This is a genomic window from Mesorhizobium sp. 8 (genome assembly GCF_006351905.1).
GTDB lineage: Bacteria > Pseudomonadota > Alphaproteobacteria > Rhizobiales > Rhizobiaceae > Mesorhizobium > Mesorhizobium composti.
The window spans coordinates 1455646-1470869 of sequence record NZ_CP040914.1; the positions used below are offsets into that span (position 1 = coordinate 1455646).

18 protein-coding genes are annotated in these 15224 nt (G+C 65.4%); 11 read left to right on the forward strand and 7 right to left on the reverse strand.

Annotation, left to right across the window (positions count from 1 at the left end; genetic code table 11):
* The first annotated feature begins 171 nt into the window (after positions 1 to 171).
* Positions 172 to 1836, forward strand: a complete 1665-nt coding sequence (locus FGU64_RS06850; RefSeq protein WP_139951629.1) for a Na/Pi cotransporter family protein — start codon at positions 172 to 174, stop codon at positions 1834 to 1836.
* A 102-nt stretch (positions 1837 to 1938) separates the two neighbouring features.
* Complete coding sequence (locus tag FGU64_RS06855; protein WP_139951632.1) at positions 1939 to 3123, forward strand: MFS transporter; 1185 nt, start codon at positions 1939 to 1941, stop codon at positions 3121 to 3123.
* Positions 3124 to 3168: 45 nt separating this feature from the next.
* On the opposite strand, the gene FGU64_RS06860 is transcribed toward FGU64_RS06855, so the two are convergent.
* A complete protein-coding gene (locus FGU64_RS06860) occupies positions 3169 to 3822 on the reverse strand; it encodes a glutathione S-transferase family protein (RefSeq protein WP_139951634.1) in 654 nt (217 codons plus the stop codon).
* Between the two features lie 138 nt (positions 3823 to 3960).
* Between FGU64_RS06860 and FGU64_RS06865 the strand changes: the two genes are divergently transcribed.
* The 6 genes from FGU64_RS06865 (at position 3961) to FGU64_RS06890 (ending at position 6918) form a co-directional block, all read left to right on the forward strand.
* On the forward strand, positions 3961 to 4836 hold the full coding sequence (locus FGU64_RS06865; RefSeq protein ID WP_139951637.1) for a sigma-70 family RNA polymerase sigma factor: 876 nt from the start codon (positions 3961 to 3963) through the stop codon (positions 4834 to 4836).
* Between the two features lie 77 nt (positions 4837 to 4913).
* Positions 4914 to 5237: a metalloregulator ArsR/SmtB family transcription factor gene (locus FGU64_RS06870; protein ID WP_139951639.1), complete on the forward strand. Its 324-nt coding sequence runs from the start codon at positions 4914 to 4916 to the stop codon at positions 5235 to 5237.
* Positions 5234 to 5644 (forward strand): SRPBCC domain-containing protein, encoded by a 411-nt coding sequence (locus FGU64_RS06875; protein WP_139951642.1) that lies wholly within the window; start codon positions 5234 to 5236, stop codon positions 5642 to 5644. The genes FGU64_RS06870 and FGU64_RS06875 overlap by 4 nt, the downstream gene beginning before the upstream one ends.
* A gap of 148 nt (positions 5645 to 5792) precedes the next feature.
* A complete protein-coding gene (locus FGU64_RS06880; RefSeq protein WP_139951646.1) occupies positions 5793 to 6008 on the forward strand; it encodes a hypothetical protein in 216 nt (71 codons plus the stop codon).
* On the forward strand, positions 5989 to 6459 hold the full coding sequence (locus FGU64_RS06885; protein WP_139951649.1) for a DUF1801 domain-containing protein: 471 nt from the start codon (positions 5989 to 5991) through the stop codon (positions 6457 to 6459). Before FGU64_RS06880 ends, FGU64_RS06885 begins: the two co-directional genes overlap by 20 nt.
* A gap of 39 nt (positions 6460 to 6498) precedes the next feature.
* Entirely contained in the window at positions 6499 to 6918 is a 420-nt protein-coding gene (locus FGU64_RS06890; RefSeq protein WP_139951652.1) for a DUF1801 domain-containing protein, read from the forward strand.
* Positions 6919 to 6970: 52 nt separating this feature from the next.
* Here the strand turns inward: FGU64_RS06890 and FGU64_RS06895 are convergent, their stop codons facing one another.
* Positions 6971 to 7420: a GatB/YqeY domain-containing protein gene (locus FGU64_RS06895; protein WP_139951655.1), complete on the reverse strand. Its 450-nt coding sequence runs from the start codon at positions 7418 to 7420 to the stop codon at positions 6971 to 6973.
* Positions 7421 to 7676: 256 nt separating this feature from the next.
* Between FGU64_RS06895 and FGU64_RS06900 the strand changes: the two genes are divergently transcribed.
* Both FGU64_RS06900 and carA read left to right on the forward strand, forming a co-directional pair.
* The gene (locus FGU64_RS06900; protein WP_139951658.1) at positions 7677 to 8120 is read left to right on the forward strand and encodes an SRPBCC family protein; all 444 of its coding nucleotides are present in this window, start codon (positions 7677 to 7679) and stop codon (positions 8118 to 8120) included.
* 172 nt (positions 8121 to 8292) lie between these two features.
* A complete protein-coding gene (gene carA / locus FGU64_RS06905; RefSeq protein WP_139951661.1) occupies positions 8293 to 9489 on the forward strand; it encodes a glutamine-hydrolyzing carbamoyl-phosphate synthase small subunit in 1197 nt (398 codons plus the stop codon).
* A 234-nt stretch (positions 9490 to 9723) separates the two neighbouring features.
* On the opposite strand, the gene FGU64_RS06910 is transcribed toward carA, so the two are convergent.
* The 5 genes from FGU64_RS06910 to mntR all read right to left on the reverse strand — a co-directional run bounded on the left by FGU64_RS06910 (position 9724) and on the right by mntR (position 13561).
* The gene (locus FGU64_RS06910) at positions 9724 to 10092 is read right to left on the reverse strand and encodes a hypothetical protein (protein ID WP_139951663.1); all 369 of its coding nucleotides are present in this window, start codon (positions 10090 to 10092) and stop codon (positions 9724 to 9726) included.
* A gap of 140 nt (positions 10093 to 10232) precedes the next feature.
* Positions 10233 to 11504: a TCR/Tet family MFS transporter gene (locus tag FGU64_RS06915; RefSeq protein ID WP_139951666.1), complete on the reverse strand. Its 1272-nt coding sequence runs from the start codon at positions 11502 to 11504 to the stop codon at positions 10233 to 10235.
* A 203-nt stretch (positions 11505 to 11707) separates the two neighbouring features.
* Entirely contained in the window at positions 11708 to 12646 is a 939-nt protein-coding gene (locus FGU64_RS06920) for a neutral zinc metallopeptidase (RefSeq protein WP_139951669.1), read from the reverse strand.
* A 172-nt stretch (positions 12647 to 12818) separates the two neighbouring features.
* A complete protein-coding gene (locus FGU64_RS06925; protein WP_136358811.1) occupies positions 12819 to 13007 on the reverse strand; it encodes a hypothetical protein in 189 nt (62 codons plus the stop codon).
* A 98-nt stretch (positions 13008 to 13105) separates the two neighbouring features.
* Positions 13106 to 13561, reverse strand: coding sequence for a manganese-binding transcriptional regulator MntR (gene mntR / locus FGU64_RS06930; protein WP_139951672.1), 456 nt, complete (start codon positions 13559 to 13561; stop codon positions 13106 to 13108).
* 280 nt (positions 13562 to 13841) lie between these two features.
* On the opposite strand from mntR, the gene FGU64_RS06935 reads away from it, so the two are divergent.
* Entirely contained in the window at positions 13842 to 15218 is a 1377-nt protein-coding gene (locus tag FGU64_RS06935) for an Nramp family divalent metal transporter (RefSeq protein ID WP_139951675.1), read from the forward strand.
* Positions 15219 to 15224 lie beyond the last annotated feature (6 nt).

The following is a 15224-nucleotide window of genomic DNA, read 5'->3' on the forward strand; positions in this document are numbered from 1 at the left end:
ACCGCGCTTGCGCGGACTTATGAAAAGCTGTATTGCCTGCGGTTCGCTTTGGCCGAAAAAATTAACCGGCTAAGATAGACCGACTGAAGGATAGGGTGTGATTCGCAACCTCCTCTCGATTCTCTGGAATGTGGCGCGGCCCTCGCGCGGCCCTCGCTGCGGAGCGTCGTCATGAGCGGTTCCGTCGTCCTGCTCCATCTTGCCGGCGCCGTCGCGCTGATGCTGTTCGCCACCCGCATGGTCAAGACCGGCGTCGAGCGCGCCTATGGCGACGTGCTGCGCCACCGCCTGCGCGCCACCATGCGCAACCCGATCCTGGCCGTGCTGGCCGGCACGGGGCTGGCCATCGCCTTCCAGAGCTCGACCGCCGTCACGCTTCTGGTCGGCTCCTTCGCCGGCGCCGGCATCGTCTCGGGCGCGGCCGGCCAGTTGGCCGTTCGCGGCGCCGAGATCGGTTCGGCCATCGTCACCAAGCTGCTCACCTTCGACCTGACGCTGCTGGTGCCGCTCTGCCTCATCACCGGCACCTTCATGTTCATGGCGACCGAGCGGCGCGACTGGCGCCAGGTCGGCCGCATCCTCGTCGGTATCGGCCTTTTGATCCTGTCGCTGGAGATGATCGGCCAGGCCTCCGAGCCGCTGCGCGACAGCCAACTGATGCCGGTCATCATCGACTATTTCTCCGGCGATCCGCTCACCGCCTACCTCTTGGCGGCTCTTATAACGTGGCTGTTCCAGTCCTCCATCGCCGCCGTGCTGCTGATGGCGACGCTTGCCGGGCGCGGCCTCATCACCCCAGAACTCGGCGTCGTTCTGGTGCTCGGCGTCAACCTCGGCTCCTCGGTCATCGCGCCGATGCTGACGCGCGGCGCCGAGCCCGGCGTGCGCGTCGTGCCTGTCGGCAACCTTCTGATGCGCGGGCTCGGCTCGCTGGTGATGCTGGTGCTGATGATGATCTTCAAGCCGACGGTCGGCTTCCTCGGCGCCACCGCCTCCGACCAGATCGTCAACGCCCACATCCTGTTCAACGTCATCATCCTGATCGCCGGCCTGCCGCTGGCAGGCCTCGTCTACCGCGCTTCCGAGAAGATCGTCGCGCTCGGCGTGAAGCCGGAAACCGCAGACGCGCTGCATGTCACCGAGCTTTCGGCGCTGGACGAAAAGGCGCTTGGCACGCCTTCGCAAGCGCTCGCCAACGCCACGCGCGAGGTGGTGCGTGTCTGCGAGACGGTCGAGATCATGCTGAAGCGCATCATCGAGCTCTACGAGGATGCCGACGCTGACAAGATCCGCGCGCTGGCCGCTCTTGACGACCGCGTCGACGCCAAGCATGCGGCCATCAAGATCTATCTCGCCAAGCTGACCAAGAATTCGCTGACCGAAGCGGAGGCGCTCCGCTGCCAGGAGCTGATCGGCGCCTGCGTCAAGCTCGAGCAGGTCGGCGACATCATCGTGCGCAACATGCTGGTCCACGTCCGCAAGAAGTTCGAGCAGGGCCTCGCCTTCACCGACGAGGGCTGGCGCGAGCTGACCGCCTTCCACGCCGCCGTGCTCGCCAATGCCCGCATGGCCTTCAACGTGCTCGTCTCGCGCGACGCCGAGACGGCGCGCCTGCTCGTGCTGGAGAAGGACCGTCTGCGCGACAGCGAGAAGGAAGCGAGCCAGAGCCACTTCCTGCGCCTGCGCGACGGCACGCCGAAGTCGATCGAGACGAGCTCGATCCACCTCGACACCATCCGTGACCTGAAGCAGATCAATTCGCTTCTGACCTCGATGGCCTATCCGGTGCTGGAGGAGCGCGGCCTGCTGCGCGGCTCGCGCCTCAAGGCAAGCTGAGGCCGGATCAGCCGGCCTGAATCCCGGTCCAGAATTTCTGCATTGCCGGTCGGCCGCGATCGTGGTCTGTGAAGCGCCGCCCAACTGGTCATGATCGCACACATGCCGCTTCCGCTGATTGCCCTGTTCATCGCCGCCTTCGCCTTCGGCACGACGGAGTTCGTCATCGCCGGGGTGCTGCCGCAGGTCGCTGGCGGCCTTGGCGTTTCGGTACCGACGGCGGGTTATCTCGTCTCCGGCTATGCTCTCGGCATCGCCGTCGGCGGCCCGCTCCTGACGCTCGCCACGCCGAAGGTCGCACGCAAGACGCTGCTGCTTTGGCTCACTCTGGTCTTCACGCTTGGTCAGGTTGCCTGTGCGCTGGCGCCCGACTTTTTCTCGATGCTGGCGCTGCGCGTCGCGGTGGCCGTGGCGCACGGCACCTATTTCGGCGTCGCCATGGTGGTGGCGACCAGCCTGGTCAGCGAGGCGCGGCGCGGCATGGCAGTCGCGCTGGTGCTGGCCGGCCTGACCGTATCCGGCATCGTCGGCGTGCCGGCCGGCACGGCGATCGGCAACGCCTGGGGCTGGCGCGCGACATTCTGGACGATGACGGCCCTCGGCGTGCTTGCCGCCGCCGCGATCGCCTTGCTGATTCCATCCTCGCGCGTGGTCACCGCACCTCATGCCGGCCTACGGCGCGAGATCGGCGTGCTCGGCCGCCAGCAGGTCTGGACCTCGCTGATCGTCATGCTGATGCTGATGATGGGACAGTTCGTACCCTACACCTACATCACCCCCCTGCTGGAAGAAGTCACCGGCCTGACCTCGCAAGCCGTGCCGTGGGTGCTGCTCGCCAGCGGCATCGGCGCCACGCTCGGCGTCTTCATCGGCGGCAAGCTCGCCGGCCCGCGGTTGATGGCGGCCCTTGTCGCCATGCTCGCCCTGCAAGGCATCGTCCTTGCCGCCATGTATGCCGTAAGTCCCTATCCGCTGCCGATGGTCGTCGTCATCGTCGTCTGGGGCGGCGTCAACTTCGCCATCGGCACCGCCGTGCAGACCCGCATCCTGCGCTGGACCGCCGATGCGCCCAACCTCGCCTCCTCGCTCATCCCGTCAGGCTTCAACGTCGGCATCGCTCTGGCCGCTTTCGTCGGCGCGACGATGCTCAACGCCGGCCTGTCGTACCGCAGCCTGCCGCTGGTCGGCGTCGCGGCGATGGCGGTCGCGGTGGTGACCGCCTGCCTATCCTATGCCGCCGAGCGGCGCAGCACGATGACGCCGCCCGCGTCCGCGGCCGCCGGATAGGATTTTGATACGGCGGCAACGCGCGGCCGCCCAACTGCCGTGGGCTTACGCCGGAATCAGGTCCGGCACGGCAACCGTTGTCTCCGGCGGAGCGGCCTTCACCCAGGCTTCGGTCTGGCGGATGCTGTCGAAATAGCGGTTGATGTTGGCGAAAGGCGTCCAGCCGAACGCAGTCGCACCGCGATAGGCCTCCAGGCAGACCATCGCGTAGTCGGCGATGGTGACGGCGTCGCCCACCAGCGTGTCGCGTCCGGCGAGATGCGCATCGAGGACCCGCGCGCGCACCCCCGTCTCCTCCAGGCAGAAATCCACCAGCCCCTGGCTCGGTTGGCCCATGCCGAATTTCGGCTTGATGATGCTTTCGAAGATCAGCGTGCCGAAGGCGCGGTTGAAATGCGCCTGCTCCCAATAGAGCCAGCGATTGACGTCGGCACGGATTTTCAATTCGCGCGGATAAAGCGAGGCGTCGCCCGCCTTGTCGGCGAGGTAGCCGCAGATGGCGTTCGATTCCCACAGGACGAAGTCTCCGTCGACCAGCACCGGCACCATGCCGTTCCGGTTGAGCGCCAGGAACGCCGGGGTTCTCGTCTCCCCGCGCGCGAAGTCGAGCGCGCGAATATCCACCGTCAGGCCGAGATGGCGGATGACGGCGACTGCCTTGCGCGAATTGGGCGAACCGGGAAGCGTATAGAGTTGCATGACCGAACTCCTTTGTTGGGGTCATGGGCAAGACGAACGGGGCGCCGCAAAGGATTCGGCGACAAGAATATTTTTGTGCTCGCGTATCCTTTTGGCTTCGCCACACGTCCTTGCTATGCCAGCAGCGAGGACGCGCACATGAACGAACAGCCGATCGACCGGAACCGGGAGGAATTCGAGGACGCCGCCCGCGTCCTGCGGCCGAAGCTGCACCGATACTGCGCGCGCATGGCAGGCTCCTCGATCGACGGCGAAGACATCGTCCAGGAGACGCTGCTCAAGGCGACGCTGGCTTATGAGCGCGGCACAACGGTCGACAGCCTGGAGGCATGGCTGTTTCGCATCGCCCACAACACCGCGCTCGATTTCCTGCGCAAGCGTGTCCGTCTGGAGGCTTTGAGCACCACCGAACAGGACATCGACATCGCCGATCCAACCGACGAGGTCGCCCGCCGCGAGAACGCCGCGATCGGCCTGCGCCCGTTCATGAAACTGTCGCCGGCCGAGCGCAGCAGCGTCATCCTGATGGATGTCGTCGGCTATTCGCTGCGCGAGATCGGCGACATCATGGGCACGACGATCCCCGCCATCAAGGCATCCCTGCACCGGGGCCGGGCGCGGCTGGCAACGCTTCAGGATGCGGCCGAAGACGAAGAAACGGTGCTGAACCGGGAGGAACAGGCGCGTCTCGAGCGCTATGTCGAACTTTTCAACGCGCGCGATTTCGACACCGTGCGCGACATGCTGGCCGAGGATGCGCGCCTCGACCTCGTCGCCCGCCAGTCCCTCGTCGGCAAGCCGTTCGTGGGCAAGTATTTCACCAAATACGGCGGCCGGGACGGTTGGCGGCTCGCCGTCGGCCGCGTCGATGGCCGGCCTGCGGTGCTGTCGCATGAGAACAACTCGCCGACACCGACCAATTTCATCCTGCTCGACTGGCGCGGCGGCCAGATCGTGCGCATCCGCGACTTCTATTTCGCGCCCTACGTGACCGAGGCCGCCGAAATCGGCTGAACGCATCACAATCCTTATTGACTAATCCATATCCGGCTGGTTATAGATTTCTCATAACCAACTGGCTATCGATTACGATGTCTAACACCGAGGACCTGCTGTTCAAGACTCTGGCCGACCCGACGCGGCGGGGCATTTTCGAGCGCCTTTGCCGCGAAGGAGAACAGACCGTCGGTGCCCTGACGGCGTGGGCGGGCGTCTCGCAGCCGGCCGTGTCGAAGCACCTTGGCGTGCTGAGGCAAGCCGGCCTGGTAAGCGACCGCCACGAGGGGCGCCAGACGCACTATAGCGCGCAACGCGACGCGCTGGCGCCGCTGGCCGACTGGACGAAACAGATGACCGGGTTTTGGCAAGGCCGGTTCGACGACCTCGAAGACCTGCTCAAAAGGATGGACCAATGACCGCTGCCGAAACCGAGACACGCTCCGTCGTCGTCGAACGTGACGTCCCCTTCTCGCCGGAAAAGATCTGGCGGGCACTGACTCAGCCGCATCTCATCGCGGAATGGCTGATGAAGAACGAGTTCAAGCCCGCCGTCGGCCACCGTTTCAACTTAAGCGCCGACTGGGGCGCCGTCGATTGCGAGGTGCGCGCCGTCGAGCCGAACAGGCGGCTTGCCTACACGTGGGATGCCGGCGAACTGAAGAGCGTCGTCACCTGGACGCTCGCGCCGACCAACGACGGAACACGCCTGCGCATGGAACAGAGCGGCTTCCGGCGCGACCAGCCCCGCTTCTACGGCGGCGCCAAGGCCGGCTGGCCGCTTTATCTGGAAAAGCTGGAACAGGTGCTGGCTAAAATGGACTGATGCCCTGAGCATCGGGCCAGAAAGTGCGAAGCGGTTTTTGGAAAAACCCGATGCTCAGGCAAGAGATAGAGCCGCGAGCCATTCCGATGGAACGTTCGTCGCTCAGGCATCCCCACCCGCTTCATCGATAAGACCTCAGGGAGACGACATGAACTGGAACAAGGGTATCCGGCAGGTTCACCGCTGGCTTTCGATCATCTTCACGGCCACCGTCGCCGCCAACTTCATCACCATGGCGCTGGGCGAACCGCCCGCCTGGGTGGTCTACTCGCCGCTGCCGCCACTTTTCCTGCTGCTGTTCAGCGGGCTCTATATGTTTGTGCTACCCTACGTGGCGGGGCGCCATGCAACGCAGACGGGATGAGCGCGTGACTGCAAAAACAGCGAAACCGCAGACCGGCCCCTCCGGGGAGCCGGTCCTGCTTTCGGGCGGCAATCCGCAGATCGCCAAGGGCTACGGCGACGCGCCGGTGCAGGCCTACATCGAAGCCATGCCGGGCTGGAAAAGCGATCTCGGCCGCCGGCTCGATGCGGCTGTCGTCCGCGCCGTGCCGGCCGTGCGCAAGGCTGTCAAATGGAACTCGCCCTTTTACGCCGCCGCCGGCGACGAGGGCTGGTTCCTCAGTTTCCACTGCTTCGCGAAATACGTCAAAGTGGCCTTCTTCCGCGGCGCGGCGCTGAGCCCGCTCCCGCCTGGCCAATCGAAGCAGAAGGACGTGCGCTATCTCGACATTCACGAGGACGACACGCTCGACGAGGCCCTTTTCGTTTCATGGGTCGAGCAGGCGAGCCGCCTGCCCGGCGAGAAGATGTGAACGCCTCACGGACGGCACGCAAGCAAGGCAGAACCCACGATGACCACCGCAACAGGAAATTCCGCAGACCTCTCCGCCTCCGAGCAGATCGACGCCCGGATCAGGGAACTCGGCGACTGGCGCGGTGAAACCCTCGCTAAGGTGCGCCGCCTCATCCATCAGGCCGCCCCCGACGTCGTCGAAACATGGAAATGGCGCGGTGTGCCCGTATGGGAGCATGACGGCATCATCTGCACCGGCGAGACCTACAAGGCGGCCGTCAAGCTGACCTTCGCCAGGGGTGCCTCGCTGGAAGCCCCGGCCGGCCTTTTCACGTCCAGCCTCGAAGGCAATGTCCGGCGCGCCGTCGATATCCGCGAAGGCGAGGCGATCGACGAGGATGCGCTGAAAGCGCTCGTCCGCGCCGCCGTGGCGCTGAACACGGCGAAGCGCGCGCCGAAGAAGCCGAAGGACGCCTGACGGCAATCCTGTCCATCAGCCTCGGCCTCGCCCCGAGGATGGCGTCACCGTGTCAGGAAAGCAGGCTTTTCACCATACCGCTCGCCTTGCCGAAATCCATGCGGCCGGCGAACTGCTCGCGCAGGCGGGCGATCACCTTGCCTATGTCCTTGACGCTGGCCGCACCCGTCTCGGCGATCGCGGCGCGGATCGCTGCTTCCGTCTCGGCCTCGTCCATCTGCTTCGGCATGAAGTCGCGGATCACCGCGATCTCCTCGCGCTCCTTGGCGGCGAGTTCGGGCCGGCCGCCGTCATCGAACGCTTTGGCCGATTCCTCGCACTGCTTCACCATCTTGGCGAGCAGTTGCAGGATCTCGTCGTCGCTGGCCGCTTCCTTGCCTGTGCCGCGATTGGCTATGTCGCGGTCCTTGATCGCCGCCTGGATGAGGCGCAGCGTGGAGAGCCGCGCCTTGTAGCCGCCCTTCATGGCGGCCTTGACCTCTTCCGTCACCTTCTCGCGCATGGCCGATGTCCTTTTGAATGTCGTGCGTCCTTCGAGGCTCGCTCCGCTCGCGCCTCAGGATGAGGGTGGCAGGATGCCAACGCAATCTACGAAGGTCGGCGCCAAACGGTCCTCATCCTGAGGTGCGAGCGGAGCGAGCCTCGAAGGACGCACTGATAAATGGCATTTCGGCTATAATCTCAAGTGCGGTTGTCGGATCGGCGAAGCGTCGCCCGTCCTTGGAAGGTCCAACCAGTCAACCAAAGGGAGAAACGACATGCCAGGAACCGTGCGTCTGCACCGCGTGCTCACCACCAGCCCGGAGAAACTCTACCGCGCCTTCGTCGAGGCCGATGCGGTGGCGAAATGGCTTCCGCCGAACGGCTTCCTGTGCACCGTCCATCATCTGGAGGCGAAAGTCGGCGGAACGCACAGGATGTCCTTCCGCAACTTCACCACCAGCGAAAGCCATTCCTTCGGCGGCGAATACCTTGAACTCGTGCCCGGCGAGCGCCTGCGCTACACCGACAAGTTCGACGACGCGAACCTGCCCGGCGAGATGATCGTGACGGTGACGCTGAAGAAAGTCTCGTGCGGCACCGAACTCAATATCGAGCAGGCCGGCATACCGGACCTCATCCCCGTCGAGTCCTGCTATCTCGGCTGGCAGGAATCGCTGCGCAACCTGGCCAAGGTCGTCGAGCCCGAGATCAACCAGTAGCGACGACGCCGGGAATACTGGCGGGCGCAGGGTCCACAACGATTGACCCTGCGCCCGCCTTCCCCTATGTGCAGGCCTTGCAACCACACCGGTTACATGAACGACGCGGGGCGCCGGCGCTCTGCGTCTTGTGCTGCGCCGAAGCGCGGCCGCGCCCCGAAGGAGAGCCGCCATGGCCACTGCCCCCTGGACAACCGAAATCCCCACAGCGCTGCTGGTGCTGGCCGACGGCACGGTGATCGAGGGGCGAGGCCTGGGCGCGACCGGCTCGGCGGTGGCGGAAGTCTGCTTCAACACGGCCATGACCGGCTATGAGGAAATCCTCACCGATCCGTCCTACGCCGGCCAGATCGTCACCTTCACCTTTCCGCACATCGGCAACATCGGCACCAACGAGGAAGACATCGAGGATCTCAACCCGGCGGCGCGCGCCGGTGCGGTCGGCGCCGTCTTCAAGGCCGATGTCACCGACCCGTCGAACTACCGCGCCAAGGACCATCTCGACCGCTGGCTGAAGCGGCGTGGCATCGTCGGGCTCGCCGGCATCGACACCCGCGCGCTGACCGCGCTGATCCGCGAAAAGGGCCTCGCCAACGCCGTCATCGCCCATGCGCCCGACGGCAAGTTCGACATCGCCGACCTGAAGAGGCAGGCCGCCGCCTGGTCGGGCCTGGTCGGCCTCGATCTCGCCAAGGACGTCACCTCAGGCCAGTCTTCGGTGTGGAAGGAGACGCCCTGGGTGTGGAACGAAGGCTACGGCGAGCAGGAGAAACCCTCCATCCACGTCGTCGCCGTCGACTACGGCGTCAAGCGCAACATCCTGCGCCTGCTGGCCGGGCTCGGCGCCAAGGTCACCGTCGTGCCGGCCAGGACGAGCGCCGACGAGATCCTCGCCATGAAGCCGGACGGCATCTTCCTGTCAAACGGCCCCGGCGATCCCGCCGCTACCGGCGAATACGCCGTTCCCGTTATCAAGGACCTGCTGAAGACCGATATCCCGATCTTCGGCATCTGCCTCGGGCACCAGATGCTGGCGCTGGCCGTCGGCGGCAGGACGCAGAAGATGCACCAGGGCCACCACGGCGCCAACCACCCGGTGAAGGACCACACCACCGGCAAGGTCGAGATCGTGTCGATGAACCACGGCTTCGCGGTCGACGGAAAGTCGCTGCCGCAGGGCGTTGAGGAGACTCACGTTTCGCTGTTCGACGGCTCGAACTGCGGCATCACGCTGACCGGCAGGCCGGTCTTTTCCGTCCAGCACCATCCCGAGGCCTCGCCCGGCCCGCAGGATTCGCACTACCTGTTCCGCCGCTTCGCCAACCTCATCCGCGAGAAGAAGGGCGAGCCGGCGCTGGCCGAGCGCTGAAATACGGCCCGGCCGGATGACAGGGCAATCACATACGGCGCATTTCCCCTCTCCGTCTCGGCTTCGCCGAGCCACCTCTCCCCCCGTTTCGGGTGGAGAGGATAAGCTGGCTGTAACGCCTGGCACCTATCCTCTCCCTCACGAAGTGGGGGAGAGGGGGCGCGCGAAGCGCGACGGAGAGGGGGCAATGCGCCCTATTCGATAGTCTGACCCCCGGGTCAGAGTCCGTTGGGCCTAGCTCTTCTTCTTCGTTATAAGCGTCAGCGTGCCGTCCTTGCTCATGGCGGTCGCCACGACCTGCTCGGACGTCGCGCCCTTGGCGTCCAGCGCAGCCTTCGCCTCGGGCGTGGCGTCGATCGTCGAGTGCAATTCCTTCAGCGTGGCATCGTTGCCCTGCGCCACGACCTGCTCGACCTGCTTTTGCGTCTCCTGCGGCAGTTCGCTGACGTCGACCACGTTGAAACGCTGGATCTTCGGGGTGGCGTCCGGTTCGGCGGCCGGTGGCTGGGCCGGCGGCTGCGATGGCGTCGGCGACGTCTGTGCATTCGCGGCGCTCGCGCCGATAAAGGCAAGGCTCGCCGCCAGCATGAAAACTTTGCGCATGGGTTTCCCTTCCAGTTGGCCCCGCAGGAGGGCAACTGACAGGGACAATGAGTCCTCAGCCTGCCGGCCACCGGGTTATTTCGTGACCAATCCGTGGCGGCAATGTGGAGACCGCAGCTGGCGCATTCGCGGTCAGAACCTCAGTGCCCGCCCGCGCCCGCGGCTTCCGGCGCATGCATACGTTCGACCTCCTTCGGCGTCGGCTTCGCCACCTTGGTGACGAAGACGAGCAGCGCGAGCGCCAGGAAGACGCCGCCGAGCAGATAGGGCGCGCCGGCGAACACGACCGGCGCGTCCGGCCCGGTGAACCACGAGAAGATCGCCGTGTAGAGCAGCGGCGTGATGATCGAGGTGATCGAGAAGATCGAGGTCATCGCGCCCTGCAGCTCGCCCTGCGCCGAAGGCGGCACCTTGGCGGCGGCGAGACTGCGCAGCGGCGGATCGGCCAGCGCCTCCAGGCAGCCTGCGACGATCACCGCATAGATCATCCAGCCCTGCCAGGCGAAGGCGTAACCGAAGGCGCTGACGGCGGTGAAGGCGAGCCCAATGGCCGCCGTGCGCCATTCGCCGAGCTTCGGGATGACGCGCGGCAGCACGGTCGCCATGACGATGGCGCCGCACAGGCCGAAGGCGCCGAGCGAAAGGCCGATCTGCGTTTCGCTCCAGCCGTAGCGGTAGGTCGAGACGAACGACCAGACCGCCGGATACATCATGTGGCCGAGCGTCATCAGGAAGAAGGCCAGCCCGATCCAGCCGATGCCCTGATAGTTGCGCATCTGGAGCAGCGTGCCGATCGGATTCGCCCGCTTCCACTCGAAACGGCGGCGATGCTTTTGGTCCAGCGTTTCCGGCAAAAGCACCAGCGCGATCAGGAAGTTCACGAAGGCGAGTGCGGCGGCGAAATAGAACGGCACGCGCGGCCCGAAGGTGCCGAGCAGGCCGCCCAGCACCGGGCCGATGACGAAGCCGACGCCGAAGGCGATGCCGAGCAGGCCGAAATTCTTCGCCCGATTGTCGTCGTTCGAGATGTCGGCGATGAAGGCCGAGGTGGTGGAATAGCTGGCGCCGGAAATGCCGGCCAGCACCCGGCCGATGAACAGCATCGGATAGGACCACGCCACCGCGCAGATCAGGTTGTCGATGGAGAAGGTCAGCACCGAGGCGAGCAGCACCGGCCGGCGGCCGAAGCGGTCGGACAGGCCGCCGATCACCGGCGCGAAGAAGAACTGCATGGCGGCATAGACGAAGAACAGCCAGCCGCCCTCGATCGCCGCCTCGCTGACGCCGACACCGGTCAGCTGCTGCAGATAGGCCGGCAGCACCGGCATGATGATGCCGAAGCCGATGACGTCGAGCAGCAGCGTGGTGAAGACGAGCGCAAGGCCCCGTTTGGCGGTCTTTTCGTCGATCATGGCCGATTTCCGTTTGCTTGGCCGCGTGGCATCAAACGGTGCCGGCGGGGCGCTGTTTATAGGCGAGCCGCCCTGCCGCAACAATCACCCATCGCAACGCCGGCTTTCCTCCTGACACAAGCCGACATCGCGGAAAGCCGCAGCCTGGATGCCCCTCTCCGCGTCCTTACGGAGAGAGGAAAGCAACATCCCAGCGACAACCCTCAGATCGGGTTGTTGAAGGTATCGCAATCCGAAAGCTTGCCGGACGTGAAGCCGCGCTTGAACCAGCGCACACGCTGCTCCGAGGTGCCGTGGTTGAAGCTCTCGGGCACGACGTAGCCCTGCATCTTCTTCTGCAGCGTGTCGTCGCCGATCTGCTGGGCGGCGTTGAGCGCCTCTTCGAGGTCGCCCTTTTCCAGAATGCCCTTCTGCGCGGTGAAGTGGCCCCACACGCCGGCGAAGCAGTCGGCCTGCAACTCGACCTGCATCGACATGTGGTTGGCGTCCGCCTCGCTCATCGACTGCCGCATCTGGTTGAACTTCGGCAGGATGCCGGTGAGGTTCTGCACATGGTGGCCGACCTCGTGCGCGATGACGTAGGCCTCGGCGAAGTCGCCGGACGCGCCGAACTGCTGCGACAGCTGCTGGAAGAAATCGGTGTCGAGATAGACCTTGTGGTCGCCCGGGCAATAGAACGGCCCGGCGGCCGACGTGGTGAAGCCGCAGGCCGACCGCACCTGCCCCGAGAACAGCAGGAGCGTCGGCTCCTCGTACTTCATGCCGTTGGCCTGGAAGATGCCGTTCCAGACGTCTTCCGTCTCGGCCAGCACCGTCGAGACGAACTGCTTCATCTCGTCGTTGGCAGGCGCGCTGCCGCCCTGCCCGCTGTTGTCGGTGATCTGGCCGCTGCTGTCGGTACCGTCCAGCAGCCCGCCACCGCCGCCCAGCACCTGCATGGGATCGATGCCGAGGAATTTCAGCCCGAAATAGAGCACCACGAGAATGACGATGGTGGATAGCCCGCCGCCGCCGGCGCGGCCGCCGATGGGAATGCGGAACTGACCGCCCGGCCCTCCCAGTCCGCCGCCGCCGAACCCACCGCCCGTACTGCTGCGGTCGTCCTCGACATTATCGCTCTGCCGCCGGCCTCTCCAAAGCATTGCAATTCCTCGTGGTAGGTCGTGCCCTTCACGCAACAATTATCGCAAGGGTTGCGCCAAGTCACAGGGATTTTTCGTCCCGGACGTCAATGCCAGCCGCCAGGCGCCGTCCTGGCAAGATCAGCATGCAGGGAGATGGCGTCCGCAAGCGACCCCGGCGAGGTCCGGCGGATCAATCCCTCTGCTTTGCTCCGGCGCTCTTGCCGTCCGAGCTTCTGGAGCGCTCATCGAAGCGCTTGGCGCCCTTGGCCAGGTCCTTGCCCATGGCGCGCTCGGTCTTCTTCTCGTCCTTCGCCGCCGCCGCCTTCAATCCGGCGGCCGCCTTCTTGCCCTTTGCGCTCGGTGCCTGTTCGACGCCCATGCTTTCCTCCATCGAAGACGCCGCGAGGACAATCGTCGCGGCGGCCATCAACGCGCCAGCGGGCCCTGCGTTCCGGCCCCGCGTTCCCATGGCGTGAATCAGCCGTCCTTCGTCATGGCGCGGCGGAAGGCCTCCAGCGTCTCGGCGCTGACATGGTGCTCGATGCCCTCGGCATCGATGCGCGCCGTCTCGGCCGAGACGCCGAGCGAGCGCAGGAAGGCCTCGACCGTCTGGTGGCGGATGCGGCTCTCCTCGGCCACCTTGCGGCCGGCCTCGGTGAGGAACACGCCGCGATAGGGTTTTCGCGAAACCAGCCCGTCGGCGGCGAGCCGCGCCAGCATCTTGGCCACCGTCGGCTGCGCCACGCCTAGCCGCGCGGCGATGTCGACCTGGCGCGCCTCGTTACCGTCCTCGATCAGGTCGGCGATCAGCTCGACATAGTCCTCGACCAGCGCCGAACGCCGCGCCTCGCGCGTCTGCCGAAAGCCCTCGGAATGCACCTCGGCATCGGGCAGCGGCTCGTCGCGCCGGACAAGTCTCGATCTGGCCGCCACGCGTTTCTCCCTGGTCCAGCGATGCCTTTCACTTTCATAGCACGGGCTTTGATTCTTCGGGAAAGTTTATCCTCGCACCGTCGAACGCCATCGCCCGCTTCGGTCAAATCCTGCCACAAGGTCCGGCAAAACCTTCCACATCAACAGTTTCCAGCCGGCGCTTGAATCGTTTTCCGACTTTCGGCCTTCCCATCAAAGAAGCACAGACAATGAAATATAGCCTATTGCATAATGATGAGCCTTTGCATAAATTGGCGTCGACCAGCCACGAGACGTGACCATGACCCCTCCGCCGTCCGAAGCCGAAGCCACCCTGTCTTCGCAGGAGCAATGGCGCTTCTTCCGCGACACCGGCGAGAACCGCCCCAGCCTGCCCGAAGTGAACGCTTCCGTGGCGGTGCCGAAGGGCGCGACATGGCTGCGCCGGCTGTTCGCCTTCGCCGGGCCAGGCTACATGGTCTCGGTCGGCTACATGGACCCCGGCAACTGGGCCACCGACCTCGCCGGCGGCGCGCAGTTCGGCTACACGCTCCTGTTCGTCATCATGCTGTCGAACCTGATGGCGATCCTTTTGCAGGCGCTGTCGGCGCGGCTCGGCATCGCCACCGGCCGCGACCTCGCGCAGGCCTGCCGCGCCTACTATCCGCGTCCGGTCAACTTCGCGCTATGGGTCGCCTGCGAATTGGCCATCATCGCCTGCGACCTCGCCGAGGTCATCGGCACGGCCATCGCGCTCAACCTTCTGTTCGGCATCCCGCTGGTCGCCGGCGCTATCATCACGGCGCTCGACGCCTTCCTGCTGCTCTACCTGATGAACAAGGGCTTCCGTTTCCTGGAGGCCTTCGTCGTCGCGCTGCTGATCGTCATCTTCGGCTGCTTCGCCGCGCAGATCATCGCCGCCCAGCCTTCGGTCAGCGGCATTCTCGGCGGCATGTTCGTCCCCTCGCCCGAGATCGTCGCCAATCCGGCGATGCTCTACATCGCCATGGGCATCATCGGCGCCACCGTTATGCCGCACAATCTCTACCTGCACTCCTCCATCGTGCAGACCCGCGCCTATGAGCGCACCGAGGAAGGCCGGCGCGACGCCATCAAGTGGGCGACCGCCGATTCCACCATCGCGCTGATGCTGGCGCTGTTCGTCAACGCCTCGATCCTCATCGTCGCCGCCGTCGCCTTCCACGGCACCGGCCATGAGGACGTGGCCGAGATCGGCCAGGCCTACGAACTCCTGTCGCCGCTGCTCGGCCTGTCCGTCGCCTCGGTCCTGTTCGCGGTGGCGCTGCTCGCCTCCGGCATGAACTCGACGGTGACGGCCACCCTCGCCGGCCAGATCGTCATGGAAGGCTTCCTCCACCTGCGCATTCCGCAATGGGCGCGCCGGCTGATCACCCGCGGCATCGCCATCGTGCCGGTAGTCGTCGTCACCTGGCTTTATGGCGAGAAGGGCACGGCCGAGCTTCTGGTGCTGTCGCAGGTCATCCTGTCGATGCAGCTTCCCTTCGCCGTCATCCCGCTCGTCCACTTCGTCTCCGACAGGAAGAAGATGGGTTCGCTGGCGATCGCGCGCTGGGTGAGCGTGCTTGCCTGGATCGTCGCCACGGTCATCGTCGCGCTCAACGTCAAGCTGCTCTACGACACCTTCTACGGCCTGTAGGCGGCC